Source organism: Mycobacterium sp. E183 (assembly GCF_001667735.1).
In the GTDB taxonomy this organism is placed as follows: Bacteria; Actinomycetota; Actinomycetes; order Mycobacteriales; family Mycobacteriaceae; genus Mycobacterium.
Genome location: NZ_LZJN01000160.1, coordinates 30,358 through 56,222 on the forward strand (window position 1 = coordinate 30,358; position 25,865 = coordinate 56,222).

The 25,865-nt window shown below is 69.7% G+C and carries 25 protein-coding genes and 1 pseudogene; 8 read left to right on the forward strand and 18 right to left on the reverse strand.

Annotated features, from left to right (window positions below; translation table 11 throughout):
- Positions 1–111 precede the first annotated feature (111 nt).
- The 4 genes and pseudogenes from A5691_RS18760 to mutA all read right to left on the reverse strand — a co-directional run bounded on the left by A5691_RS18760 (position 112) and on the right by mutA (position 6,587).
- Complete coding sequence (locus A5691_RS18760) at positions 112–1,398, reverse strand: serine hydrolase domain-containing protein (protein ID WP_068016897.1); 1,287 nt, start codon at positions 1,396–1,398, stop codon at positions 112–114.
- Positions 1,399–1,450: 52 nt separating this feature from the next.
- Positions 1,451–2,451 (reverse strand): annotated as a pseudogene (meaB, locus tag A5691_RS18765) (methylmalonyl Co-A mutase-associated GTPase MeaB).
- Positions 2,452–4,704, reverse strand: coding sequence for a methylmalonyl-CoA mutase (gene scpA, locus A5691_RS18770; protein ID WP_068016903.1), 2,253 nt, complete (start codon positions 4,702–4,704; stop codon positions 2,452–2,454).
- 5 nt (positions 4,705–4,709) lie between these two features.
- Positions 4,710–6,587, reverse strand: a complete 1,878-nt coding sequence (gene mutA / locus A5691_RS18775; RefSeq protein ID WP_067785536.1) for a methylmalonyl-CoA mutase small subunit — start codon at positions 6,585–6,587, stop codon at positions 4,710–4,712.
- Between the two features lie 168 nt (positions 6,588–6,755).
- On the opposite strand from mutA, the gene A5691_RS18780 reads away from it, so the two are divergent.
- The 3 genes from A5691_RS18780 (at position 6,756) to A5691_RS28085 (ending at position 8,825) form a co-directional block, all read left to right on the forward strand.
- Positions 6,756–7,523: a TVP38/TMEM64 family protein gene (locus tag A5691_RS18780; RefSeq protein WP_067785533.1), complete on the forward strand. Its 768-nt coding sequence runs from the start codon at positions 6,756–6,758 to the stop codon at positions 7,521–7,523.
- 136 nt (positions 7,524–7,659) lie between these two features.
- Positions 7,660–8,451, forward strand: a complete 792-nt coding sequence (locus A5691_RS18785) for an endopeptidase (RefSeq protein WP_082950415.1) — start codon at positions 7,660–7,662, stop codon at positions 8,449–8,451.
- Positions 8,452–8,585: 134 nt separating this feature from the next.
- Positions 8,586–8,825 carry a hypothetical protein gene (locus tag A5691_RS28085; protein ID WP_156675615.1) on the forward strand — a complete coding sequence of 80 codons (240 nt, stop codon included), beginning with the start codon at positions 8,586–8,588 and terminating at the stop codon, positions 8,823–8,825.
- 52 nt (positions 8,826–8,877) lie between these two features.
- Here A5691_RS28085 and A5691_RS18790 read toward each other — a convergent pair whose 3' ends face one another.
- Positions 8,878–10,395 carry a HAMP domain-containing sensor histidine kinase gene (locus tag A5691_RS18790; RefSeq protein ID WP_068016909.1) on the reverse strand — a complete coding sequence of 506 codons (1,518 nt, stop codon included), beginning with the start codon at positions 10,393–10,395 and terminating at the stop codon, positions 8,878–8,880.
- Positions 10,392–11,105 (reverse strand): response regulator transcription factor, encoded by a 714-nt coding sequence (locus tag A5691_RS18795; RefSeq protein WP_067753993.1) that lies wholly within the window; start codon positions 11,103–11,105, stop codon positions 10,392–10,394. Before A5691_RS18795 ends, A5691_RS18790 begins: the two co-directional genes overlap by 4 nt.
- A 264-nt stretch (positions 11,106–11,369) precedes the next feature.
- Here A5691_RS18795 and A5691_RS18800 point away from each other — a divergent pair, with 264 nt between their 5' ends.
- The 3 genes from A5691_RS18800 to A5691_RS18810 all read left to right on the forward strand — a co-directional run bounded on the left by A5691_RS18800 (position 11,370) and on the right by A5691_RS18810 (position 12,586).
- Positions 11,370–11,744, forward strand: coding sequence for a hypothetical protein (locus A5691_RS18800; RefSeq protein ID WP_068016912.1), 375 nt, complete (start codon positions 11,370–11,372; stop codon positions 11,742–11,744).
- 99 nt (positions 11,745–11,843) lie between these two features.
- Positions 11,844–12,116, forward strand: coding sequence for a hypothetical protein (locus A5691_RS18805; RefSeq protein ID WP_067754008.1), 273 nt, complete (start codon positions 11,844–11,846; stop codon positions 12,114–12,116).
- A 2-nt stretch (positions 12,117–12,118) separates the two neighbouring features.
- A complete protein-coding gene (locus A5691_RS18810) occupies positions 12,119–12,586 on the forward strand; it encodes a nitroreductase family deazaflavin-dependent oxidoreductase (protein ID WP_068016915.1) in 468 nt (155 codons plus the stop codon).
- On the opposite strand, the gene A5691_RS18815 is transcribed toward A5691_RS18810, so the two are convergent.
- From A5691_RS18815 to A5691_RS18825, 3 genes are read right to left on the reverse strand one after another with little or no spacing between them, the layout of a single operon-like run.
- Positions 12,583–12,939 (reverse strand): DoxX family protein, encoded by a 357-nt coding sequence (locus A5691_RS18815; protein WP_067754014.1) that lies wholly within the window; start codon positions 12,937–12,939, stop codon positions 12,583–12,585. The two genes, A5691_RS18810 and A5691_RS18815, sit on opposite strands and share 4 nt — an antisense overlap.
- A gap of 9 nt (positions 12,940–12,948) precedes the next feature.
- On the reverse strand, positions 12,949–14,094 hold the full coding sequence (locus A5691_RS18820; RefSeq protein WP_067754017.1) for an SPFH domain-containing protein: 1,146 nt from the start codon (positions 14,092–14,094) through the stop codon (positions 12,949–12,951).
- 36 nt (positions 14,095–14,130) lie between these two features.
- Positions 14,131–14,568 carry an NfeD family protein gene (locus A5691_RS18825; RefSeq protein ID WP_067754020.1) on the reverse strand — a complete coding sequence of 146 codons (438 nt, stop codon included), beginning with the start codon at positions 14,566–14,568 and terminating at the stop codon, positions 14,131–14,133.
- A 57-nt stretch (positions 14,569–14,625) separates the two neighbouring features.
- Between A5691_RS18825 and A5691_RS18830 the strand changes: the two genes are divergently transcribed.
- A complete protein-coding gene (locus A5691_RS18830; RefSeq protein ID WP_067780162.1) occupies positions 14,626–15,552 on the forward strand; it encodes a hypothetical protein in 927 nt (308 codons plus the stop codon).
- Here A5691_RS18830 and A5691_RS18835 read toward each other — a convergent pair.
- From A5691_RS18835 to fabG1, 3 genes are read right to left on the reverse strand one after another with little or no spacing between them, the layout of a single operon-like run.
- Positions 15,549–16,559 carry a ferrochelatase gene (locus A5691_RS18835; RefSeq protein WP_068016918.1) on the reverse strand — a complete coding sequence of 337 codons (1,011 nt, stop codon included), beginning with the start codon at positions 16,557–16,559 and terminating at the stop codon, positions 15,549–15,551. The two genes, A5691_RS18830 and A5691_RS18835, sit on opposite strands and share 4 nt — an antisense overlap.
- A 6-nt stretch (positions 16,560–16,565) precedes the next feature.
- A complete protein-coding gene (inhA, locus tag A5691_RS18840; protein WP_067311115.1) occupies positions 16,566–17,375 on the reverse strand; it encodes an NADH-dependent enoyl-ACP reductase InhA in 810 nt (269 codons plus the stop codon).
- Between the two features lie 34 nt (positions 17,376–17,409).
- A complete protein-coding gene (fabG1, locus tag A5691_RS18845) occupies positions 17,410–18,177 on the reverse strand; it encodes a 3-oxoacyl-ACP reductase FabG1 (protein WP_067754029.1) in 768 nt (255 codons plus the stop codon).
- A 164-nt stretch (positions 18,178–18,341) separates the two neighbouring features.
- Between fabG1 and A5691_RS18850 the strand changes: the two genes are divergently transcribed.
- Entirely contained in the window at positions 18,342–19,265 is a 924-nt protein-coding gene (locus A5691_RS18850) for a type IV toxin-antitoxin system AbiEi family antitoxin (RefSeq protein ID WP_156675616.1), read from the forward strand.
- Here the strand turns inward: A5691_RS18850 and A5691_RS18855 are convergent.
- From A5691_RS18855 to A5691_RS18880, 6 genes are all read right to left on the reverse strand, one after another.
- Entirely contained in the window at positions 19,243–20,250 is a 1,008-nt protein-coding gene (locus A5691_RS18855) for a VWA domain-containing protein (RefSeq protein ID WP_067754035.1), read from the reverse strand. The two genes, A5691_RS18850 and A5691_RS18855, sit on opposite strands and share 23 nt — an antisense overlap.
- Before the next feature lie 43 nt (positions 20,251–20,293).
- Entirely contained in the window at positions 20,294–21,247 is a 954-nt protein-coding gene (locus tag A5691_RS18860) for a DUF58 domain-containing protein (RefSeq protein WP_067754038.1), read from the reverse strand.
- The gene (locus A5691_RS18865) at positions 21,244–22,377 is read right to left on the reverse strand and encodes a MoxR family ATPase (protein ID WP_067754041.1); all 1,134 of its coding nucleotides are present in this window, start codon (positions 22,375–22,377) and stop codon (positions 21,244–21,246) included. The genes A5691_RS18860 and A5691_RS18865 overlap by 4 nt, the downstream gene beginning before the upstream one ends.
- 163 nt (positions 22,378–22,540) lie before the next feature.
- Positions 22,541–23,275, reverse strand: coding sequence for an NlpC/P60 family peptidoglycan endopeptidase RipB (gene ripB / locus A5691_RS18870; protein ID WP_067754115.1), 735 nt, complete (start codon positions 23,273–23,275; stop codon positions 22,541–22,543).
- Between the two features lie 25 nt (positions 23,276–23,300).
- Positions 23,301–24,737 (reverse strand): NlpC/P60 family peptidoglycan endopeptidase RipA, encoded by a 1,437-nt coding sequence (gene ripA / locus A5691_RS18875; RefSeq protein WP_067754043.1) that lies wholly within the window; start codon positions 24,735–24,737, stop codon positions 23,301–23,303.
- Positions 24,738–24,976: 239 nt separating this feature from the next.
- Complete coding sequence (locus tag A5691_RS18880) at positions 24,977–25,525, reverse strand: DUF6676 family protein (RefSeq protein ID WP_067780605.1); 549 nt, start codon at positions 25,523–25,525, stop codon at positions 24,977–24,979.
- Between the last annotated feature and the right edge of the window lie 340 nt (positions 25,526–25,865).

The following is a 25,865-nucleotide window of genomic DNA, read 5'->3' on the forward strand; positions in this document are numbered from 1 at the left end:
CGTGGCCGCGCCGGGTGCGGCGCGTGGTCGCGGGAATCCTTGAAGCCCAAGGGGAGTCATACCCTCCCCGGAACACGTAGAAATGACATAGCCCGCACGGCGGGCACCCGCTCAGCCCGCGACGGCTCCCGGCTCGAAGAAAGGCGCACCGTATTCGGTCACCGGCGTGAACCCGCGCTTGCGCGCCCTTTCGGCGGCCTTGCGGATCAGCGCATAGATGCCGACGAACGCGGCGTGGTCGGTCGCCACGAACGGGGTCAGCAGCCGGTTGTGCACCAGCGAGAAGGCCACGCCGCTCGACGGGTCGGTCCAGCCGAGCGAACCGCCCAGCCCGACGTGGCCGAAGCCGGGCATCACGTTGCCGATGGGCAGGCTGTGGTAGCCCAAGTGGAAAGCCAGCGGCATGAACAGGTTTCGGTCCGGACGCAGGCTCCGCCGACCGGTCAGGCCGGCGACCAACTCGCGGGACAGGAACCGGATGCCGTCGACCTCGCCGCCGTTCGCGATGGCGCCGTACATCCGTGCCAGCCCGCGGGCCGTCGCCACCCCGTTGGCCGCGGGGATCTCCGCGTCCAGCAAGGGGGTGTCGCCCTGGACCGCGGCGACCATGCCCGGGAAGTACATGGACCGGAAGCCGCCGGACAGCTCGTTGGCGACCTTGCGCGTCACAAAGCTGAGGACCGGGTTCCGCACCAGGTTCTGCGGCGCGATGATCTCGGCCACCCGCGTCGGCGCCCCGGCCGGCGGGCGACCCAGGTACAACCCGTCGGTACCCAGTGGCTCGGCGAGCTCCTCGCGGATCAGGGCTCGCATGCCCTTTCCGGTCACGCCCCGGGCGAGGCCGGACATCAGCCAGCCGAAGGTCAGCGCGTGGTACGCCGACTTGCCCAGCAGCCGCCCCGGCGACGCCGCGGCCAGCCGTTCCTCCATCACGACGTGGTCGAGCAAGTCTTCACTGCTGGCGCCCCGCAGTCCCGACAAGCCGGCGGCGTGCCGCATCACGTCGCGCACGGTGAGGTTGCCCTTGCCGTTGGCGCCGAACTCCGGCCAGTACTCGGCGACGGGGGCCTCGTAGTCGATCAGCCCGCGGTCGGCGAGGCGGTGGATGACGGTGGCGGCCATGCCTTTGGTCGCCGAGAACACCATCGGTGCGCTGTCGGCCGACCACGGCCGGTGGCCACCGCGATCGGACCAGCCGGTCCACACGTCGACGACGGGTTGACCGTCGAGGTACACGGCCAGCGCGCCGCCGCCGAACCGGCGGGCGGGAAACATCGTGGAAAAGCTGCGAACGACGCATCCGAAGTGTGAGTCCGCCGCGCCGGACACACGGTGACCTGCGTCAAGGTCATCGTGGACAGGGACCGCGCGGCGATCGACTCGGTTTTCCACCGTCACAATGTCAAATTTACTTGGATTTCACACCTTCCCGGAGCGAAATCTAGATTGTTTACCTATCCGTTAGTCTGACGCTGCCGTCAATATTTGCTCGGCGGCCAGCGCGGGGGTCAGTTCTCCCGCCTTGACCTGGCGCTCGACATCGGCGCGCATCTTGCGCACCTTGGGGTTGGCCAGCACCCGGTCCAAGACGGTGTCGCGCACCATCTGCCATGTCCAGTCGACCTGCTGGGCGCGCCGGCGCGCCTCGAACTCGCCGGCCTCGGTGAGCACCTGCCGATGGCGTTCGATGGTGTCCCACAGCTCCGTCAGACCGGTCCCCTCCATCGCGCTCATGGTGAGAACCGGTGGCCGCCAAAGTGTTTCGCGCGGGTGTATCAGCCTGATGGCCGAGGACAGTTCCCGGGCGGCCACCCGCGCCTCGGCGAGGTGTTCGCCGTCGGCCTTGTTCACCACCACGATGTCGGCCAGCTCGAGCACGCCCTTCTTGATGCCCTGCAGCTCATCGCCGCCGCGCGCCAGTGTCAGCAGGACGAACGTGTCGACCATGTTGGCCACCGTCACCTCGGACTGACCGACGCCGACGGTCTCGATGATGATCACGTCGAAACCGGCGGCCTCCAACAACACCACCGTCTCGCGGGTGGCCTTTGCTACGCCGCCCAGCGTGCCGGACGTCGGCGACGGGCGGACGTACGCGTCCGGGTGCACGGCCAGGCGCGCCATCCGGGTCTTGTCGCCGAGGATCGATCCGCCGCTGCGCGTCGACGACGGGTCGACGGCCAATACCGCCACCCGGTGGCCGTGCTCGATCAGGTGCATGCCGAGGGCCTCGATGGTGGTCGACTTGCCCACCCCGGGTGTTCCGGTGATGCCGACGCGATGTGCGTTGCCCGCGTCGGGCGTCAGCTCCAGCAGCAGCCGCTGCGCCTTCTCGTGATGATCGGCGCGGGTGGACTCCAGCAGCGTGATGGCCCGTGGCAGCGCCGCCCTGTCGCCACGGCGAACGGCGTCGGCCAGGTCGTCGACGGAATCGCTCTTGCGGCCGGCCATCTAGTCGAGCGGGTAACCCAGCCGCTCGGCCAGCTTGTGCAGCAGACCGATCGCGGCGTCGGCGATCACCGTCCCGGGCGGGAAGATGGCAGCGGCCCCGGCCTGGTACAGCTCGTCGAAGTCACCGGGCGGGATGACGCCACCGACCACGATCATGATGTCGGGCCGTCCCACCTCGGCGAGCGCGTCGCGCAGCGCCGGCACCAGCGTCAGGTGGCCGGCGGCCAGCGACGAGACACCGACGACGTGCACGTCGTTGTCGGCGGCCTGCCGGGCCACCTCCTCGGGCGTGGAGAACAGCGAGCCGACGTCGACGTCGAAGCCCAGGTCGGCAAAGGCCGTCGCGATCACCTTCTGACCGCGGTCGTGACCGTCCTGACCCATCTTCGCCACGAGAATTCTCGGCCGTCGGCCGTCGGCCTCGGCGAACTTCTCGACCAGTTCCGTGGCGGTTGCGATGTTGGGGGCCTTTCCGGCTTCGTCGCGGTAAACACCGGCGATCGTGCGGATCTCCGCCTGGTGCCGGCCGTATACCTTTTCCAGCGCGTCGGAGATCTCCCCGACCGTCGCCTTGGCCCGGGCGGCGTTGATCGCCAGCGCCAGCAGATTATTACCCAGCCCGTCCTCGCCGGCGCGGCCGTGTGCCGCGGCCGCCCGGGACAGGTCGGCCAGCGCGGCCTCGACGGCGGATTGGTCGCGGCTGGCCCGCAGCTCCTTGAGCTTGGCCAGCTGCTCGGCGCGCACGCGGCTGTTCTCGACCTTGAGGACCTCGACCTCCTGGTCCTCCTCGACCTGATATTTGTTGACGCCGATCACCGGCTGCATCCCGGAGTCGATGCGGGCCTGGGTGCGCGCGGCCGCCTCCTCGATGCGCAGCTTCGGGATGCCGTCGCTGATGGCCTGGGCCATGCCGCCGTGCTCGGCGACCTCGGCGATGTGGGCGCGGGCCTTCTGCGCGAGCTGATGGGTCAGCCACTCCACGTAATACGAACCGCCCCAGGGGTCGATGGGCCGCGTGGTGCCCGACTCCTGCTGCAGCAGCAGCTGGGTGTTGCGCGCGATCCGCGCCGAGAAGTCGGTGGGCAGCGCCAGCGCCTCGTCGAGGGCGTTGGTGTGCAGGGACTGGGTGTGGCCCTGGGTGGCGGCCATCGCCTCGATGCAGGTGCGCGCCACGTTGTTGAAGGCGTCCTGTGCGGTCAGCGACCAGCCGGACGTCTGCGAATGCGTGCGCAGCGAAAGCGATTTCGCGTTCTTCGGGTTGAACTGGGCGACCAGCTCGCTCCACAGCAGCCGGCCGGCCCGCAGCTTGGCGACCTCCATGAAGAAGTTCATGCCGATGCCCCAGAAGAACGACAGGCGCGGCGCGAACTTGTCGATGTCCAGGTCGGCGTCCAGGCCCGCCTTGATGTAGTCGACGCCGTCGGCCAGGGTGTAGGCGAGTTCCAAATCGGCTGTGGCGCCGGCCTCTTGGATGTGGTAGCCGGAGATCGAGATGGAGTTGAACTTCGGCATCTTGGCACTGGTGTAGCCGAAGATGTCGGAGATGATGCGCATCGACGGCTTGGGCGGATAGATGTAGGTGTTGCGCACCATGAATTCTTTGAGGATGTCGTTCTGAATGGTGCCGGCCAGCTTCTCCGGCGGCACGCCCTGCTCCTCGGCCGCCACCACGTACAGCGCCAGGATCGGCAACACCGCACCGTTCATCGTCATCGACACGGACACCATCGACAGGTCGATGCCGTCGAACAGCTGGCGCATGTCGAGAATGGAATCGATTGCCACGCCGGCCATTCCGACGTCGCCCTGGACGCGGGGATGGTCCGAGTCGTATCCGCGGTGGGTGGCCAGGTCGAAGGCCACCGACAGGCCCTTCTGGCCGGCGGCCAGGTTGCGGCGGTAGAACGCATTCGACTCCGCCGCGGTGGAGAACCCCGCGTACTGGCGGATGGTCCACGGCTGATTGACGTACATCGTGGGGTACGGGCCGCGCAGGAACGGCGGTTCGCCCGGGAAGCTGTTCAGCGGGTATCCGCTCGCCACGACGGCGGCGCGGTCGGCGCCGATGTACACCGGTTTGACGGCGATGTCTTCGGGCGTGTGCCATTCGAGCTGATCGGGCGTGTACCAGTGCGCGGCCGCCGTTGCGGCGACGTGCTCGCGCACGGCGGCCTCGGTGGGCGGCGGCACCGGCCGGTCGCCGTCCAGCGGGATTTCGGCGAAGTTGCCGATCACAGGTGCGGTTGTGGTCATTGCGGCTACGCTCCCAGTCGAGTGAGCAGGTTCGAAAGGGCTTCGACCGCATTGATTTTCGCGGTCAGGAACTCGTCGGGCCGGTGCTCGGCGTCGCCCAGGGCCTTTTCGGGTCCGGCCAGGTAGACCCGCGCCACCCCGGCGGCCCGCGCCGCCTCGACGATCGCCGCGGCCCCCTCCCCGTAGCGCTTGTCGGTGCCGCAGATAACGGCCGCGCCGGGCGACCCGGCGTCGGCGACGGCCTTTGCGACGCCCGTGGCGTCGACGGTTCCGGGGTTGACGGCTTCGATGCCGCCCGACGCCAGCAGGTTGGCGGCGAAGGTGGCGCGGATGTTGTGCTCGGCCAGCGGACCCAGCGGCAGCAGCAGCACCCGCGGTCGCGCTCCGGTGCGGGCCAGGAACGCATCGGAGCGATCGCGTAGCGCCTCGAACGCGGCGGCATACCGCCGCAGGTTGCCGGCGGCCAGCGGCGAACCTGGCGAATCTTCTTGCGGCAGAGCCGGCTCCGTCAGATTCGGGAACTCGTTGACACCGGTGATCGCGGTGCGCCGATGCGCGATGTCGTCGGCGCGTCGCGCGGCCACTTCGGCGATCTGGCCGGCGACGTAGTCGCGCGCGTCGACGAAACCGCCGTGGGCCTCGATGGCCTGGAAGTGCTCCCAGGCCCGCTCGGCGAGCCGCGCGGTGAGGTCTTCGACGAACCAGGACCCGCCGGCGGGGTCCAGCACCCGGCCGACGTGCGACTCCTCCAGGAGCAGCAACTGGGTGTTGCGGGCGATCCGGCGCGCGAAGCTTCTCGCCGTGCCCGGGAAGCCGCCCGGGATCGCCACGTCGAACGGCAGCACCAGCACGGTGTCGGCGCCGCCGACGCCCGCGCCGAACGCGGCCAGCGTGCAGCGCAGCATGTTCACCCACGGGTCGCGCTGGGTCATCATCGGCAGCGACGTCTCGGCGTGCACGGTGACGGCGCCGCCGTCCGGGTCGCCGACGACCTCGGCGACCCGCGCCCACAGGCGGCGCACCGCCCGCATCTTGGCGAGCGTGACGAACTGGTCGTCGTCGGCGGCCAGCCGGAAGCTGATCTGCCGCAACGCCTCGCCGATCGGCACGCCCGATTCGGTGAGCCGCCGCAGGTAGTCCACCCCGGCGGCCACGGTGCCGGCCAGCTCCCAGGTCGCGTTGGCGCCCAGGTTGTGGAAGGCCGGACCGTCGACGGTGATCGCACGCACGCCGCGCTCTCGGGCCGCCCGCTTGGCGACCGTGACGACCTCGTCGAGCGCCGGCGCGGGACGGTCACTCAGCGCCGCGGTGAGCGGGTCGCCGCCCAGGTCGATCGACAGGAGTCCGCGCTGATCCCCCTCCACGCGGGCCGCCAACGCCAACATCGCGTCGGCGGCGGTCGAGTAGTCGGCGCCCGCATCGATGATGACCGGCGCCATGCTCAGGTACACCCCGGCCAGGCTTTCCTCGAGCTGGTCGGCGGTCACGCCGGACTCCCCCACCCGCAGCACCAGCGCGCTCGCCCCGTTGCCCAGCGCCTCCAGCACCGCCGCGTTGACGTCCTTGGCCGCCACCCCGGCGACTCGGTCGGCCGGGAACGCCTCGGCCACCTTCCAGCCGGACTTGACGTCGTGCAGCGCGTCGGCGCCCCGCAGGTACGGCCACTCGCCCGGCAGCGGCGGTTCCGGCAGCTCGTCCAGCGCGGTGTACAGCGCCCGGATGGCGATGCCGTCATAGGTCGGGGTTTCCAGCAGCCGCTCGGGCTGGTCCCCGAGCTCCTCGGGGTCCTTCCGGGTGCTTTTCGATAGCACGCCGGCGACCGCGCTGCGCCAACGCCCGCGAACCTGTTCTAGTTCGGCGAGCTCGGGTACATCAATGGACACCGATTGCTCCCTTTTTCCCAGCAAATGGGGCCTGCGACTTACTAATGAGGCTAGTTGATCGGGCCTGTGGGCAGAAAACCGCGCGGCGCGACGAACGCGGCGGCGCGCCGATGAAACGCCAGCCTCGGGAAACGAGTTATTCACCTGGGCCCCGTAACCTTTACAGGCGTGACGGCTTCCGCCACCTGCAGAATCAACCGGACTCTGCGCGACCTCGCCGGCGCGCTGGGCGCAACCGCGCGTCTGCTGTCGCGGCCCCGGGCAATCGCCACAGTGGTCGGTATCACACTGCTGATCGCCGCCGCGTCGTGGCTCCCGCTGCCCACGCCCGTGCAGATGCGCGACTGGGCACAGTCGGTCGGCCCCTGGTTTCCGCTGGCGTTCCTGGCCGCGCACATCGTGGCGACCGTGGTACCGGTCCCCCGCACGGCCTTCACCCTGGCCGCCGGCCTGCTGTTCGGCCCGCTGCTCGGTGTGGCGCTGGCCGTCGGGGCCAGCACCGCGAGCGCGGTGATCGCGATGCTGCTGGTGCGGGCGGCCGGGTGGCGGTTGAACCGCCTGGTGCGCCACCGGTCGATCGACACGGTCGACGAACGCCTGCGCCAACGGGGTTGGCTGGCCATCCTGTCGCTGCGGCTGATTCCCGCCGTGCCGTTCTCCGCGATCAACTACGCCGCCGGTGCGTCGACGGTGCGCCTGCTGCCGTACACGCTGGCGACGCTGGGCGGCCTGCTGCCCGGCACCGCCGCCGTGGTGATCCTCGGAGACGCCCTCGCCGGACACCCCAACTCGCTGCTGTACCTCGTCTCGCTGTGCACGGCGACGCTGGGTTTGACGGGCTTGATCATCGAGATCCGCCATTTCCGCCGGCACCATCGCCGGGCAGACAGTCCCGTCGACGACGAGCCCTCCCCCCAGCCGGCCACCGTTCGCTGACCAGATCTCGCTAATCGCCACGGCCGCTGGGCCGAAGCTGGCAAGCTGGGGCCTCAGAGACCTACCGGCATCGCGCGCTCAAGGGGGGGTGTTGGCCGGAACCCACGTGCAATATCCGCTGCCACAACGCTCCAGGATGCATTCCGCGTTGCTGGCGATCGCGGCGTTGTTCTGCGCCATGGCCTTCGTCGCCGCGGTGTCCCAGCTGTCCAGGAACGACGGCGCCCGCTCCCTCGCCCCACCGCCCGCCCTGGCACCGATCGACCTGCCCGCATCGAGCGCTATCGGCCCCGGCGCGGGCATCTTCGTCGAGTACGCCGACGGGTCGGGCGGAATGGGTTGCACCGCGGGATTTTTGGTGCACACCGCCGCCGGCGAGACCGGGGTGCTGACGGCCGGTCACTGCAACCGCCCGGGCGGGCCCGGCAAGGTGACGATGAACCTGGGCGGCGTCCTCCCCTACGCGACGGTCGGCACGTTCAGCCAGACGGTCAACGAGGGTGTGCACAAGGAGCAGCACGACATCGGCCTGGTCCTGCTCAACGGCGAAAGCGTCCCGCAGAGCGCGGCCATCGGGGCCTCCCTGCCGGTCGCGGGCGTCGCCACCAACCTGCAGATCGGCCAGGAACTCTGCAAGTTCGGCATGGGTTCCGGCGAGGCCACCTGCGGCCCGATCACGGAAGTCACCAAGAGCAAGGTCGTGTTCTTGGCGCCCGGCCAATGCGGCGACTCCGGCGGGCCGGTCTACCTCAACGACGGCGACGGCGCCGTGCGCGCCGTCGGCATCCTCATCCGCGGGGGTGTCCCCGACCCGCCGAAGCCGGGATGTTCGGCCCCGGCGAGGTTCTCGGTGGCCGAGCTCGTCCAGCCCTGGCTGGACAAGTGGCGGCTGACCACCGTGACCGCGGTGTCGTCCGCGGCCGGCTGAAAGTTCGCCCACCGCAAGGATCTTCAGGCTGGCTTCAGGCTCGCTTTCTAATGTCGCGGACGTCGCGGTGCGCGGGACGCTATTGCGCACCCGACGGGGATCGATCGCCGACAGAAAGGGAGAGGATGGGCCCAGTGAAGATCAAACAACTCATCGCCGGTTCACTGCTGGCGGGCGTCCTTGGGGCGACCGCGGCCGGCTTCGGCGCCGCGGTGGCCAGCGCGGATCCGCCCCCGCCCCCGCCGCCGGGACAACCCTGGGGGCCGGGACCGGGTGGGCCCGGTGGACCACCGCCGCCGCCCGGACCACCGGGCGGACCGCCGGCGCCGGGGGCTCCGGGTGGCCCCTTCCGCCCGCCACCGCCGGGGTTCTAGTGCCGGGCGTGCGCTAGCGGCACCGAGCGGTGGCCGCCTCGACCCGGGGTGGTCACCGCTCGGCGCTCGGGTCGACGGCAGCGACGACCGGCAGGGTGAGGCGGAACTCGGCACCGCCGTCGCGCGGCACGCACACCAGCTCTCCGCCGTGGGCTCGGGCCAGCGCCCGGGCGATCGGCAGCCCGAGCCCTGCGCCGCCGTGATCTCGGGCGCGGCCGGCGTCCAGGCGCACCAGGCGCTCGAAGATCCGCTCGCGCTCCTCGTCGGGAATCCCTGGGCCGCTGTCGGTGACAGTCACCGCGGCGGCGCCGTCGTCGCGCCGGACGTCGATCGTGATGGCGCCTCCGGCCGGTGTGTAGCGGCGTGCGTTGTCGAGCAGATTGGACAGGATCTGCGCGAGCCGGGTGGGGTCCGCGTTGACGGCGAGGTCGGCCCCGCCGGTGCGGCTGATCGCGAGTTGCGGCGCGAGCATCGCGGCCCGGTCGGCTTCGGCGTCCGCGATCGCGGCCAGGTCGACCTCGCGGGTGTCCAACGGCAGGCCCGCGTCGATGCGGCTCAGATCGAGCATGTCCGAGACGAGCCGGCCGGCGCGGCGGGCGTCGGACAGCAACAGGCTGGCCCGGCGGTACTGACCCTGCGCCGCGTCGTCGCCCTGATCCGCGGCGGAGGCGTTGTTGACGAGCTGTTCGGCGGCGACCTGAATCCCGGCGATCGGGGTCCGCAACTCGTGGGCGGCGTCGACGAGGAAGCGCCGGGTCGCGGTCTCGGCCCGCTGGGCGGCGTCCGCGGCCCGCTGGGCCCGGTTTTCGGAAGCCTCCAACGCGTCCAGCATCCCGTCGAAAGCGGTTGCGGCGCGCCCCAATTCGGTATCGGCCCGGTCCGGGCGCAGCCGTCGCCCGCGATCGCCCGTCCTGATGTCGTTCGCCAGCGCCGTCAGCCGGTCCAACGGGCGCAACGCCACCCGACTGACCGCCACCAACAACAGCGCCGCGGTCAGGAGCGTCACCACGCCGGCCCCGATCATCAGCAGGCGCAGCTGGTGCGTCACCTGGGTGGTTTGCGTCGTGTCGGCGACCAGGATCACCCGGGAGCCATCCGGCAGCGGGCGCACGACGGCCGTCGCGGTGGCATCCGGCGGGGGCGGCGGGGGCGGCGGCGGCCAGGGTGCAATGCCGGGCGGCGGGAAGTTCGGGCCGGGCGCGAACGGCGGTGGCGGAGCGAACGGCGGCGGGGGCGGAAAGGGCGGCGGGACAACGGGACCCGCGACGGTATCGGGGCTGATGCCGCGGTCGCCGTACGTTGCGCCGTCGGCGGTGACCAGCAGTGCCCGTACGCCGCCGCCGTTGAGTTCGGCGGCCAGCAGGTCGGGTGACGTGTGTGCGACGTCCAGCGCCTCGGCCCGGGATGCCGCGGCGAGGAGCCGGTCGTGCAGGTTTCTGCGGGCGAGGACGCCCAGGCTGAGGTCGACGGTCACGCCGAGCACCACCAGCAGCAGGGCGAGCAACGCCACCACCACCAGCGTCACCCGGCGCTGCAGGGACGGGGTCCGAGTCGTGGACGCGGCCGTCATGATCGCCGCGGCTGCAACCGGTAGCCGATGCCGCGCACGGTGTGCAGGATCCGCGGCCCGTGGGCTTCGAGCTTGCGCCGCAATCCACTGATATGCACCTGCACCAGGTTCGGATCGTAGGCGTCGTACCCCCAGACCCCGTTCAGGATCTGGCCGGCGCTGACGATGCGGCCGCGCTGTTCCACCAGGAAGGCCAACAGCCGCAGTTCGGTTGCGGTCAGGTCGAGGCGGCTACCACCGCGCGCGGCCACGCCGGCGTCGGCGTCCAGCATCAGATCCCCGACCTGGACAACCTGCGGCAGCCGTCCGCGCCGGCGCAACACCGCCCCGACGCGCGACACCAGTTCGGCCAGCTCGAACGGTTTGATCACGTAGTCGTCGGCCCCACCGTCCAACCCGCGCAGCCGATCCTGCAGGCCGTCCCGCGCCGTGATCAAGACGATCCCCACGTCGCCCCAGCCGCGGATGACGTCGATCAGGTCGAATCCGTCGCGTCCCGGCAGCATGACGTCGAGCACCACCAGGTCCGGCCGCAGCCCGTCGAGCACCTCCTCCAAACCGTCACCGTCACAACGACCCTCGGTGTGATAGCCGATGTCGGTCAGCGCTTCGCTGACCATCTCCCGGATCGTCTCGGAGTCCTCGACCACCAGAATCCGCGGCGTGCCGACGCTGAAGTGGCCGGCGGCCGGGCGCGGGCAGTTCGTCATGACTCCATTGTGAGCGCCGGTGCTGAAACCAACCTGAAGCCGCCGCGGTGCCCCTTCCGTCCCGGCAGTCCCAGATTTATCAGGAACGCCGGGATGTGACCAGGTGCCCGCCTCTGAGCGACAATCCGCCCTCGGCAGGGCCATTTCGCGTTTGTCGCTGCGAGGCGGGCACAACGCCGCTGCCCTTCGCTGGTGACAGGAGTGACGGACGGGACCGCAGTTTCTTCAGGTCCACTTCAGATGCGGCCCCTACCGTCCGAAGCCATGACCACAAACGAGGAGATCGACACCAATCCGCCGCCGCCCCGGCAACCACGTGAACCCCGCCGCTACGCCACCGGTGTCGTGGTCGGCGCCGGGGTGGCGGGCGCGCTGATCGGCGCGGTCGGCACCATCGCGGCCATCGCCTTCGCCTGGATCATCAGCGCGGGCCCGCCCGGTCCGCCGCCGCTGCCGGGTCCGCCGCCGATGATGGGACTGCATCAGGGTCCACCGCCGCCGCCGATGGGTGGGCCCATGCCCGGGGGTTTCGGGTTCGCGCCGCCACCCGCGCCGCCCGGGCCGCCGCGAGGCTTGGTCCCGCCGCCGGGCGAGGCCTTCCCGCCACCGCCGCCGCCCTCCGCTGCCCCGCACAGCTGACCGGCCTGCCGCCGTCGCGATCCGGCGAATCGTGGCGGCGGCAGCCGTCTCGCCAGTAGCGTCTGAAGTCACCGACATCCGACGACCGTGGGGAGCCGCATGACCTCGGACAGCATCGGAACCCGCCGCTTTCCCGCCGGCGTCGCCATCGTCGCCGGGCTGGCCGGCCTGGTACTCGGCGTCCTCGCCACCCTCGCGATCACCGGGTTGGTGTGGACGGTCCGGGTTCAGCTTCCCCCGCCGCCATACCCGCCGCCGCTGTCGTCACAGTCGGCGGGCGGAGGCGGGTGCATCTACACCTCACCGCCATTGCCGACGTCCGCGCCGGCCGTCGTCCCCGCGCCGCCGTTGCCGCCGGCGCCCCACGCGTAGCGGTGCCCTCACTTTCCGAGCTCGCCGGACGCCTGCTTCGGTCGCACCGACTGGTGCGCGCGCCGATCTGGCTCTTCAAGGCCCGCGCGGGCGCGCTGTTCGGCTCCCGCATGCTGATGCTCGAACACACCGGTCGCACCTCGGGCGCGCGGCGCTACGCCGTCCTCGAAGTCGTCGACCACCCCGCCCCGGGCTCCTACGTGGTGGCCTCCGGCTTCGGCCGAAAAGCGCAGTGGTTCCGCAACATTGAAGCCAATCCGCGGGTGCGGGTCTACACCGGCAGTCGTGCCCCAAGACGAGCCACGGCACGCGTGATGGCCCAGGACGAGGTGGACCGCGCCCTGGCCGCCTACCGCAGCCGTCACCCGAAAGCGTGGGAGCGGATGCGGCCCGTGCTGGAGGACACGCTCGGCGCGTCGATCACCGACACCGGCGCCCCGCTGCCGTTGGTCGAGCTGCGCCTCGACTAGGCGCGGTCGGGACCCTTCGCCGTCATCACGGCGAAGGTCACCAGGAACGCCGCCGCCGGAAGCGCGTTGGCGACCTTGTCCCGGACCCGGATGTGCGCGCCGAGCGCCAAGACGAAATAGAGCGTCAACATCGCGGTGGTTAGCCTCGCCAGCGCGGGGAAACGGGTGACCGACAGCAAGCCCACCGCGGCGGCCGCCTTCACCACCGGCAGCACGGGCCGAACGTTTTCCGGCAGCCCGACGTCATCCAGAACCTTTTTGATCGGGGCCACCTGGACGCCGCACAACACCGCGTCGACTGCATGGAACGCGCCTAGCGCGACGTACGTCTTCGGCGACGTGAAAACGCTCATGGAGCAATCCTATTGGGTCAATTGCGGCGGTGCCCCCGGCATAGTGCCATCCACCGGCTGGCGGGCGCTCGCCTCGGCCTTGGCCACCGCCTGCGCGATCGCGGGATCGGTTTCGGTGGAGAACCAGTCGGCGACGTCGGCGTCATCGTCGGCGCTGTGCTTGGGTGCGTCCTCGACCGGTGACGGCTGGAATCTGAACACGCCGTCCTCGCCGGGGGTACCCAGGAGTTTGGTGAATCCCTGCAACGCCGCGCTGAAGTCGCTGGGCACCACCCAGACCTTGTTGGCGTCACCGCGCGCCATCTCCGGCAGCGTCTGCAGGTACTGGTAGGCCAGCATCTCCGGGGTGGGCCTGCCGGCCTTGATCGCGGCGAAGGTCTTCTCGATGGCCTTGGCCTGCCCCTGCGCCCGCAGGTAAGCCGCGGCGCGCTCACCCTGGGCCCGCAGCATCCGGGACTGCCGGTCGGCCTCGGCGGCCAGGATCGCGGCCTGTTTGGCGCCCTCAGCCGCCAGGATCTGCGCCTGCTTGGCGCCCTCGGCCTGTGTGATCGCGGCCTGCCGGTTCCCTTCGGCGGTCAGGATCATCGCCCGCTTCTCACGGTCGGCCTTCATCTGCTTTTCCATCGAGGCCTGGATCGACGGCGGCGGGTCGATGCTGCGCAGCTCGACCCGCGCGACCCGCAGGCCCCAGCGGCCGGTCGCCTCGTCGAGGACGCCGCGCAGCTGGCCGTTGATCATGTCGCGGGAGGTAAGCGTCTGCTCGAGCGTCATCCCGCCGACCACGTTGCGCAGGGTGGTGGTGGTGAGCTGCTCGACGCCGACGATGTAGTTGCTGATCTCGTAGACGGCGGCCTGCGGGACGGTGACCTGGAAGTAGACCACGGTGTCGATGTTCAGCGTCAGGTTGTCCTCGGTGATGACCGGCTGCGGCGGGAACGACACCACCCGCTCACGCAGGTCCACCCGGGCGCGCACCCGGTCGATGAACGGGACCAACAGCGTCAGCTGACCGCTGACCGTCCGGCTATATCGCCCCAGCCGCTCGATCACCGCGGCCTCGGCCTGCGGTATCAGGGCGACCGACTTGGCCACCACGATTATGGCGAATATCACCAGGACGGCTAACAACACCAAACCAGCAACCGCACCTTGCACGGGAGTTCCTCTCTCTCACAGCGTCTCTCGCATCCGTTATGGATTGCTCCTGAAGACGACCGCCGTGGCGCCATCGATCTGCAGGACGGTCACCGACTCCCCCGGTTCGTAGACATCGCCCTCGTTGAGCGGACGCGCCGTCCACACCTCGCCGTCGAGCTTCACCTGACCCTCGTCGCGGCCGATCCGCTCGAGCACCAGGGCCTTCTTGCCCTCCAGCGCCTCGATACCCAGCCGCGGCGCGTGCGCCGGTGTCAGCCGCCGCCGCAGCGCAGGGCGCACCAGCACCAACAGCAGGACGGAGACGATGAGGAACACCGTGCCGTTCGCCCAGCCGGGCCAGTCCGTCAGCCAACTTGTGATTGCCGCCGCCAGCGCCCCGCCGCCGAGCATCACCAAAAACATATGGCCGGTGAGCGCCTCCGCACCGGCAAGCACCAGCGCGAATATTAGCCAAAGCACCGCAGCGTGCATGCGGTCAGAATACGCGTGATCCGCCTTTGCCGGGCAAAACAACTACACTGCGGAATCGTGTGGTGTCCCAGTGTCTCGCTGTCCCTGTGGGCCAATGCCTGGCTCGCGGGCAAGGCCGCGCCCGACGACGTGTTGGACGCGTTATCGGTATGGGCTCCAAAGCAATCGGTCACCGCGTATGATGCGGTCGCCGCCGGCCACACCGGGCTGCCGTGGCCGGATGTGAACGACGCCGGGACGGTGACGCTGCTGCAGACGCTGCGCGCCGCGGTCGGCCGATCGACACCCTCCGCGGACGGCGCGGGGCGGCTGCTCGGAACCATCAATGTGCTTTTGCCCGTGCCCGGCGATGTGCGCGGGCTTGCCCCGGGGACGCAGTTCGAGCGCGACGCCCTGGCCGCCGGCGAAGCGATCATCGTCGCCAATCCCAACGATTCCGCCACCGCCGTCGGGCTGGTCCCCGAGTTCTCCTACGACGAAGACGCGGCGGACTTCCCGGAATTGTGCGCGCTGTCCTGGACCGTGTACTCGCTGCCCGGTGCGCCGGTGCTCGACCACCACGAGCTCGGGGACGCCGAATACACGCTGCGGTCCGCGGTCCGATCGGCCGCCGACGCGCTCGGCGCGATCGGCCTCGGATCGGCCGCGGCCGACGTCGAGGATCCGCGCGGACTCGTCGAGCAGTTGCTGGAATCCGCACGGCAACACCGGATTCCCGACCATGCGCCGTCCCGCGCGTTGCGGGTGCTGGAGAACGCCGCCCACGTTGACGCCATCATCGCGGTCAGCGCCGGACTGAGCCGCTCCCCCGACTCGCCGGATCGGTTCACCGCGCCGGTGGTCGCCGTTCCGGAACCGTTCGGCACGCAATCGTCTTCGGAGGCACGCATCGCCAGTGACGCGCTGCGGCCGTTGACCGCCGTCGTGCGGTCGGCGCGAATGGCCGCCGTCACCGCGATCCTGCACTCCGCGTGGGCTGACTAGCCGGCTTCGGCCGCGGCGCAGTGCGGCGGACGGCACGGCGCGCCGTCGACGCTGGCGAGACAACCGGGCACCGGGTCGGGGCCGGTCACCCTGGTGGGGGCGCGGCCGGTGCGCAGCTCGTCGATCAAATCGGCTGCGAGCCGGGCGAATCGGCGATCTGCGTTGGGTGTGGCGGCCCGGGCGAACGCCAGACCCGCCGCCTCGGCCTGGGATCGCAATTCCTCGTCGAGATCCCAAACCACCTCGATGTGGTCGGCGACGAACCCGATCGGGCAGACGACGACGGCCGTCGTGCCCGAGGCGGCCAGCGCCGCGAGATGGTCCTCGACGCTGGGCTCCAGCCACGGCACCTGCGGCGGCCCGGACCGCGATTGCCACGCGAGATCGAAGTCGGCGTAGTTGGCCGCGGCGGCGACCAGCCTTGCGGCGTAGGCGACTTGGCGACTGTAGAGCCTGGGGCCGAGGCGCTGGTCGGCGGCCACCGGCACCGAATGCGCGGTGAACGCCAGGCGGGCGCCCTCGGGCACCGTCCGCGCTGCGGCCGCGACGGTGCCGGCGAACATCTCGACGAACAGCGGGTGGTCGAAGTACGGGCGCAGCTTGACCAGCTCGGGCGCGTCCGGCCCGGCGGCCCGCCGCGCCCGGGCGATGTCCTCGGTGTACTGCGTGCAGCTGGAGTAGCCGCTCCACGCCGACGTGGTGAACACCGCGGCACGGCGAACCCCGTTGTCCCGCATGGTCGCAACGGTGTCTTCGACGTAGGGTTCCCAGTTGCGGTTGCCGAAGTAAATGGGCAGGTCCAGTTCCGCCCGCAGCTCGCCGATCAGGGCGCGGTTGATGCCGTTGATCGGTGACACCCCGCCGAAATGCAGGTAGTGCTGGGCGACGTCGTCGAGGCGTTCGGGCGGCACGTTGCGGCCGCGGGTGACGTTTTCCAGGAACGGCCGTACCTGCTCGGGGCCCTCCGGCCCGCCGAAGGACAGCAGCAGGACGGCGTCGAATTCCATTGGCGATTAAAGCAGTTGGGTGCTGGCGCCGCCGTCGGCGAAGATGATGGTGCCGGTGGTGGCCGGCAGCCAGTCCGAAAGCAGGGCGCACACCGTCTTCGCCACGGGCGTGGGGTCCTTCATGTTCCAGCCGATCGGCGCCCGCTGGTCCCAGCCCTCTTCCAGTAGCTGCATCTGGGCGCCCGCCTCCTCGCCCAGCGCACCGCCGACGATGGCGGACATCGCCAGGGTCCGGATCGGCCCCGCCGCAACCAGATTCGAGCGAACACCGAACTTGCCGGCCTCGCGGGCCACGAACCGGTTGACCGATTCGAGCGCGCTCTTGGCCACCGTCATCCAGTTGTAGGCCGGCATGGCCCGGCTCGGGTCGAAGTCCATGCCGACGATGGACCCGCCGGGGTTCATGATCGGCAGCAGCGCCTTGGCCAGGGAGGCATACGAGTAGGCGGAGATGTGGATGCCTTTGGAGACGTCCTCGTAGGGCGCGTCGAAGAACGGGTTGATGCCCATCCCGGTCTGCGGCATGAAGCCGATCGAGTGCACCACGCCGTCGAGCTTGTTGCCCTCACCGATCTCGGCGGTGACCCGCTCGGCGAGCGTGTCCAGGTGCTTCTCGTTCTGCACGTCGAGTTCGATCAGCGGGGCCTTCTCCGGCAACCGGTCCGCGATGCGCTGGATCAGCCGCAGCCGGTCGAACCCGGTGAGCACCAACTGCGCCCCCGCCTCCTGGGCGACCTTCGCGATGTGAAACGCGATCGACGAGTCGGTGATGATCCCGCTGACCAGAACCCGTTTGCCCTCGAGCAGTCCTGCCATGTCCGTCCTTAATGTCGATGTGTCGGGGCCGAATTCAGTGGCCCATGCCCATGCCGCCGTCAACCGGGATGACCGCGCCGGCGATGTAGCCCGCATCCTCGGACGCCAGGAAGCTGACCGCCCCCGCGACGTCCTCGGCGGTGCCGACCCGCTTGGCCGGGATGAATTCCAGTGCGCCCGCCTGGATCCGCTCGTCGAGCGCGCGGGTCATCTCGGTGTCGATGTAGCCGGGGGCGACCACGTTGGCGGTCACCCCGGCCTTGGACAGCTCGCGGGAAATCGAACGCGCCATGCCGATCAGGCCGGCCTTGGCGGCCGCGTAGTTGGCCTGGTTTCCGATGCCCCACATGCCCGACACCGACCCGATGAAGATGATGCGGCCGAACCGCTTGCGCTGCATGCTCCGCGACGCCCGCTGGGCCACCCGGAACGCCCCGGTGAGGTTCGCGTTGATGACCTCGGTGAAGCGCTCCTCGGTCATCCGGATCAGGAAGGCGTCTTTGGAGATGCCGGCATTGGACACCAGCACCTCGACGGGCCCCTGGTGCTCCTCGACCTCTTTGAACGCCCGGTCGACGGCCTCGTTGTCGGTCACGTCACACACCACGCCGAACAACCCCTCGGGCGCCCCGGATCCGCGGTGGGTGACGGCCACCTTGTGGCCATCGGCGGCCAGCCGCTGCGCGATCGCCAGTCCGATGCCCCGGTTTCCGCCCGTCACCAGGACTGAGCGGGATACGAATGCGGGTTTGCCGCCGGTGGCGGCACTTTCGGTGGTGTTCTCGGTGGCCGTGTCAGTCACCCCGCCAACCTAGCGCCTTGCCGTGGTCGCCCCGAAATCGCCCCGGGCTGAAATGTCCCTCCTACCAGGCCGCGGTCGTAACGCTGTGGCGAGATATCGAACGAAAATCCGCCACCACGTTACGACCGCCTCGACTTGTCGGTGTGACTCAGCACACTTTCGCCATGACGGATCCTTTCGTGGGCAGTGAAGCCCGCGCCGCGCGGCTGGTGACTCGCCATGAGCTCCGAACTCGGTACATTGCGCTGCACCGGGACGTCTACATGCCCAGAGATACGGAATTGACCGCTGTGTTGCGCGCCAAGGCGTCCTGGCTGCGATCGCGGCGACGAGGCATCCTGGCAGGCTTCTCGGCCGCCGCGCTCCATGGTGCTCGCTGGATCGACCCGGCGCGACCTGCCGAGATCATCGATTGCAACCGCCGACGGGCCGCGGGAGTGCGGGTCTGGGAAGAGCGCGTCGGAGCCGACGAGATCACGGTCGTCGACGGGATGCGTGTCACTACGCCGGCCCGTACGGCCCTTGACCTGGCGAAGCGCCATCCGAAGGAAACCGCGGTCGCCGCCATCGATGCCCTCGTGCAGGCGACCGACCTGAAGCTGGCCGACGTCGAGCCCCTACTCGAGCGGTATCGGGGGCGCCGGGGAATGAAAGCTGCTCGCCTCGCCCTCGGACTCGTCGACGGTGGGGCGCAATCGCCCAAGGAGACCTGGTTGCGGCTGCTGTTGATTGTGGCCGGGTTTCCGGCTCCGCAGACACAGATCCCTGTGCTCAACGAATGGGGCTGCGTCGTGGCGTATTTGGACATGGGCTGGGACGACAGCAAGGTCGCTGTCGAGTATGACGGCGATCAGCATCGCTCGAGTCGCTATCAATACGTCAAGGACGTCCGCCGGCTGGAGATGCTCGAGCGTCACGGGTGGATTGTCGTCAGAGTCATCGCCGAACATCACCGCGACGAAATAATCCGCCGGGTCAGCGAGGCGCGCTTCGCGAATGTAACCACACTGCGAAAATCCGGGCCGGCAATCGCAGCCAGCTTACGCTCGCGGGCTGGAACCCTAATTACGTCGGCAGGCGGCGGTTGATGAGCAGGGCCGCGAGTGCGGCGAGCGCCAACACCAGCGCCCCGAGCCGAACCCAGCCCACGCTGGCGTCGCCCTTGATGGTCTCGTAGCCGATCTGCTGCTGCAGCGTCGCGTAGACCGCCTTCAGCTCCGCCAGGCTCGCGGCGTTGTACCAACTGCCGCCGGAGAGCTCGGCGACCTTCTTCATCGTCGTGTCGTCGACGGGAACGGGCTGGCGCTGGTCGTTGATCTCGACGAAGCCGTACGGGGTGCCGAACGAGATCGTCGAGATGGGCACGCCCTGGTCCTTGGCGGTGCGGGCGGCGGTGAAGGCGCCCTTCGGGTTGTCCGGATTGGTCGGCATCGTCTCCTTGCCGTCGGAGAACAGCACGATGCGCGCCGGTGGCGGCTTGTCGCCGCCGCCGATCACCGCGCCGACCGTCGCGATCGCCTGCAACGCGGTGAAGATGCCCTCCCCGGTGGCGGTGCGGTCGGCGAACTGCAACTTGTCCAGCGCGTTCTTCGTCGCGTCGCGGTTGGTCGTCGGCGACACCAGCACGGTGGCTGTGCCCGCGTACTCGATCAGCCCCAGGTTGATGCCCGGGGTCAGCTCGTCGGCGAACTGCTTGGCCGCCTCCTGCGCGGCCGCCATCCGGTTGGGCTGCACATCGGTGGCGCGCATCGACTGCGACACGTCGATCACCAGCATCACCACCGCCCGGTTGCGGGGAATGCGGACGTCGTTGGTCGGCCCCGCCATCGCGATGGTGAACAGCACCAGCGACGCCACCAGCAGGATCGCCGGCACGTGCCGCCAGCGCGAAGGACGTTGGGGCGCAACGCTTTCCAGCAGCTCCATGTTGGCGAAGCGCAGCATCCTTCGCTGCCGCGCCAGCTGCATGAGGATGTACATCGCGGCCAGCCCGAACACGACCAACAGGAACAGGAAGAACCAGGAGTGTGCGAAGCCGGACAGCGATATCGGCCCGAGCAATGGCAGTGTCATAAAACCGTCTTGGTGTGTCTGTGCGCCTCGGTCAAAGTGCCCGTCACTGCCGTCCCGCCATCGCCCCGCGCCGGCGGGACTCGACGAAGCGGACGATGTCGGCGATCCAATCGCGGTCGGTGCGCAGGGTCAGTATCGGCGCCCCGCAGCTGCGCACGGTGCGCGCCACCTCGGCGCGGTGCGCGGCGGCAGCCTTGGCAAAATCGTCGCGCAGCTGGGGATCGATGGTGAACTCGCGGGTGACCCCGGATTCGGCGTCCTGCAGCACGACGTCGCCGATGTCGGGCAGCTCGACGTCGCGGGGGTCGAGCACCTCGACGGCCAGCACCTCGTGGCGGGCCGCGATCGCCCGCAGCGGGCGCATCCAGTTGATCGGCCCCAGGAAGTCGCTGATGATCACCGCCATGCCGCGGCGGCGTTCCGGACGGCGCAGCGCGTCGATGGTCGTCGCCAGATCCCCGCGCACGCCGACCGGCGCCCTCGGGGTGGTGGCGATGGTGCGCAGCAGCGTCTGTTCGTGCTGCCGCCCGGAGCGCGCCGGAACCCGAGTCGTGGTCTGGCCGTTGGAGATCAGCGCCCCGAGCCGGTTGCCGCCGCCGCTGTTGAGGAACGTGATCGCGGCAGCTGCCGCCACGGCCAGGTCGCGCTTCTCGCAGCCCACGGTGCCGAAGTCGAGGCTGGCCGACATGTCGACCACCAGCCACGTCTCCAGCTCACGGTCGGCGATCATCTGCCGGACGTGGGGGTGCGTGGTGCGCGCCGTGACGGCCCAGTCCATCCTCCGGACGTCGTCACCGGGCTGGTACTCGCGCGATTCGCCCGGCTCGGAGCCCGGTCCCGGGATCAGCCCGAGATGGTCACCGTGCAGGACGCCGTCGAGCTTGCGCTTGACCGTCAGCTCGAGTTGCCGCAGCGCCGCCGCCAGCTTCGGGTCGACGATCTGCCCGCGCTGCATCGAGGGCGGGTGTGGCACCGCCGGCTGCTTGGGGTCGGTCACCGACCGCTAGCCGCGCCGGCGGGCTGCATCACAGGGGGCACCGACTGCCCCTGCTGCGGAACGGCGTTGACCTGAGGCAGGGCGACCGTCTGCAGGATCCGGTTGATGACGATCTCCGACGAGATCTCGTCGGCGAGCGCGTCGTAGGTGAGCACCAGGCGGTGCCGCAGCACGTCGGGAATGACATCGACGACATCCTGCGGAATCACGTAGTCGCGGCCACGCACCAGCGCCAGCGAGCGGGACGCGGCGATGATGCCCAGCGAGGCGCGCGGGGACGCACCGAACGAGATCCACGTCTTGACGTCGTTCATGCCAAGCTGCTCGGGATGGCGGGTGGCGGTCACGACGCGCACCACGTAGTCGACCAGCGCGTGGTGCACGAAGCCGTTAGCCGCGATGTCCTGCAGCCGCAACAAGTCGCCGGTGTTGAGGATCTGCTTGGGCTCGGGCGGCCGCACACCCATCCGGTAGATGATCTCCCGCTCTTCTTCGGGCGACGGGTAGCCGACGTTGATCTTGAACAGGAAGCGGTCCCGCTGGGCCTCGGGGAGCGGGTACACGCCCTCGTGCTCGATCGGGTTCTGGGTGGCCATCACCAGGAACGGGTTGGGCAGCGGGAACCTCTTGCCGCCGATCGACACTTGGCGTTCCTGCATGACCTCCAGCAACGCCGACTGCACCTTGGCAGGCGCACGGTTGATCTCGTCGGCGAGCAGGAAGTTCACCACCACCGGGCCGAGCTCGGTGTCGAACTCCTCCTTGCCCTGCCGGTAGATGCGGGTACCGATGATGTCGGTGGGCACCAGGTCGGGCGTGAACTGGATGCGGGCGAACGTGCCGCCCACCACCTTGGCGAAGGTCTCGACGGCCAGGGTCTTGGCCACACCTGGGACACCTTCGAGCAACACGTGGCCCTTGGAGAGCAGGCCGACCAGCATCCGCTCGACGAGCTGGTCCTGGCCGACGATGATCCGCTTGACCTCGAAGATGGCCCGCTCCAGCGTGTGCACCTCCGCGGCCAGGCCATTACCACCGCCCGACGGCGCCTCATGGGCCGGCGAGCCGGCAGGACCACCCGGGCCCGAGTAACCGCTGGCGCCCTGAGGCGGCCCACCTGCTGCTGTCATCAATAACCCTCCACAGCTCATTCGGACACGACTGCTTGCACCACCACTGTCGTGGGGCCGCGACGTGCCCGCGTCCAACTATTCCAGGCCCGCCGGATTCCGTCGACGCTGGTGGTTCGCCCCCGGCATCCAGCCGGGCGACCCGCCCAGCAACGAACCTGGATCAGTACTCGATGATCCTAGTCAGGAACGGCGTCATGCCGGGCTTGCGAACCGGGCTGACGGTGACGTGACCGGCGAGGCTGGACGCCTCCAGCATCTGGCCGTTGCCCAGATACATCGTCACGTGCTGGCCGCCGTTCGGGCCGTAGAAGATCAGGTCGCCGCGCCGCGCCTGGTCGGGTGGGATGTGCCGGCCGGCGTTGTACTGGTCACCGGAGAACCGGGGAATCAGGACGCCGACGCCGGCGAAGCCGTACCGCATCAGGCCCGAGCAGTCGAAACCGGTGATGTTCGCGCCGTCGCCGACGCCCTTGCTCGGGCCGTCCAGCGAGCCACCGCCCCACGAGTAGGGCACGCCCATCTGCGAGCCCATCCGCTTGATGACGTACTCGATTGCCTGACGGCCGTAGACCCGCGGGATCTTGCCGCCCGGGTTGGTGGGGCTTGCCGCAGTGGGAGCGGGATCCCCCAGGATGTTGATTCCGAGGCCGCCCAGGAACTGCCTGCCCAGGTCCATCGTCGTTTGGGTCGCCTGGGCGGTGGCCTGCAGCGACGCGTTGGCGACGGCGAGCGGGTCGCCCGGGGCGCCCGCGCTGATCGTCGCCGGCAGGGTGGGGTCCCAGGCGCCGGGGTCGGCCACGGCGACGGGCGCCGGGGCGGCGACCGACAACATCAGCCCGGTCACCACGGTGGTGATCCAGGCGAGGTTGATCAGGCGAATCCGCTTGCGGCGCATGGCTCCCCGTTCGATTTTCATTCGTTCACCACTCGATGTAGCGGACCACGTAGGGCGTCATGCCGCTGGTGCGCACCGGCGCGACGCGGACCTTCAGCCCGATATCGGGGGCCTCGAGCATTTGCCCGTCGCCGAGGTAGATCGTGACGTGCTGGCTGCCGCCGGGGCCGTAGAAGATGACGTCGCCGCGGCGCATCTGCGAGGACGGGATCTTGCGGCCCAGGTTGTACTGCGAGCCCGAGTAGTGCGGCAGCTTGATGCCCACCCCGGCGAACGAGTACAGGACCAGGCCCGAGCAGTCGAAGCCGGTGATGCCGGCGCCCGAGTCGATGCCCTTGCTGGGCCCGGCGGCGTTGCCGCCGCCCCAGGAGTACGGCACGCCGATCTGCGACATGCCGCGCCGGATCACGTATTCGGTGGCCTGCCGGCCGTACACCCGCGGGATCCGCCCGGAAGTCCCGCCGGGGGCGGCATTGGTGATGCCTGTGTCGTCGGGCTTGAGGATGCCGAGCTGCTGCAGGAAGTTGCGGCCCAGTCCGGCGGTGACCTGCGTCGAGGTGGCCGAGATCCCCAGCACCTGGTTGATGACCGCGATCGGGTCGCCGGGGACGTTGGCGCTCGGGATCATCGGCAGGGTCGGGTCCCAGGCGCCGTCCCAGCGGCGGGCCCCGGTGTGCGGCGCCGGCGCCCCGGGCGAGCCGGTCTCCCACCGGTCGCCCGAGCTCGGGGTGGCGGGACCGCCCGGGCCGGTCGACCACTGCCGTTGGGCGGCTTCGAGTTTCGCCTGCGCCTCGTCGCGTTCGGCGGCCAGCCGGGTGACCTGTTCGCGCTGTTCGTCGAACTTGCGCTTGGAATCGGTCAGCGCCGCCACCGCGGCGTCCTGGCTGCCTTTGGCGTCGGCGGCGGCCTTGTCGGCCTTCTGCTTGGCCAGCCGAGCCGCCGATTCCTTGTTCACCTGTTCGGTTCGCGCCTGCTGCAGCCTGGTCATCACCGTTTGGGAGCTCGCGGACAGGGTCTTCGCGGCGGCCTCGGTGGCGATGATCTCGTCTGGGCTGGTGGCGGTCAGGTAGCTGCTCGACGGGCCATTCATGTAGGTGGCGGCGGCGAACGTGTCGAACCGCTGTTGCGCCGCGGCGATCGCGGTGTTGGCGTCTTTGACCGCCTGCTGGCTGGTCTCGAGGTCGCGTTGGGCCGCGGCGACGTTGTCCCGGGTGGTCTCGACGTCCACCAGGGCTTTGTTGACGCTCTCCTGTTCCGTCTGGATTTCGGCGCTCAGATTCTCCAGGCGCTGGTTCGCCTTCGCGACGTTGGCGATCAGACCGGCCAGGCTGTCGGCGGCGGGGTCACCCTGGGCGAGCCCGGGCGTACAGAGCAGCAGGGCCACGCTCACGACTGATGGCACGACCGGCCGGACGAGCCTCGCGACCGGTTGCGCAGCGGAGCCCCGGCGTGTGCGTCTCATTCGACTCAGGTCTCCTACGGCTCAACGCGACGGGCGGCGCCGGCCACAGGGCTCTCAAGAGGCGCCAAAGACAACACCAGCATCATTTGCACCGTACGTCACACTATTGGGCGTGCAAACGCTCCACAGAAATCGCACTCTTGACGTGCGTTTAATGTGACCGAACGGTGACCTGCCGGGTTTGCCGCAGCGGCCGATGAGGGAGTGGCCGGCGGGACCTGTCGCGCCGGAAAGCGGGGCTAGGCCGTGTTCGTCGGCGTCACTTCCTGCGCCCCCGCCGAATCCGACGGAGTTGCTGATCGCCTGGCGCGCAGCTGCAGGAGGCGGGTGCCGACGGCGGCCGCGAAGACCGCGAGCAGCAGGAAGATGGTGAGGCCCGTCCACGGGAATTCGTGGCCCTCGAGCTCGCCCACGAAATGCTGCGCCGAGACCACCGGGTTGCCGGTCTTGGCGATGTCCTCGCCGGCCTCCAGCGTGACCCGCGGGAATTGTGTGCTGTAGCTACCTACGTAACTCGGGCTGAGCGTCAGGACGGTCGAGTCGTGGTAGTCGGCGCCGACCACGGTCGAGATGTCGCGCAGCGGGGTGTCGTTCGGGGGGTTGTGGTCGAGCAGCACGATCTTGAGGTTGATGCCGTGTGCGCGCGCCTGGTTGACCACATCGAGCAGCTCGGGCAGCGCCGCGGCCGGCGCGCTGACGCCGTCGGCGGCAACCTGCGCCTTGATCGCGGCCATGTCGACGTCTTGCGGAATGTAGAGCGGCAGGACGAAGGATTCGTGCCCGGTCATTTCGCCTCCCTGACTAGTGCTACCGGCACCGTACGCGACGCGGGTTCGCGATCGCCCGCCCGGCGGGCGGGCCGGCCTCGCCGCAAGCCGCGCCGCCCTTGCGGTCACGACACATAAACCACGCACACGACACGCCGGCGAGGGTGTGCGAGGTTTATGTTTCGAGAGCATCCGCCCGGCGCCGCGCCCGGGCACGCGGTCACGGCGCTTCCGAGAGAGTCCGCCCCGAGGGGTTTAAACCGTCGGCCTACGCGACAAGACTGGACCTACGGGCGCCCCGCCGTAATGCAGGACAAGCGTACTGTTAAAGTAGCACCGCACCGCCGGCACGGCCCGTCGG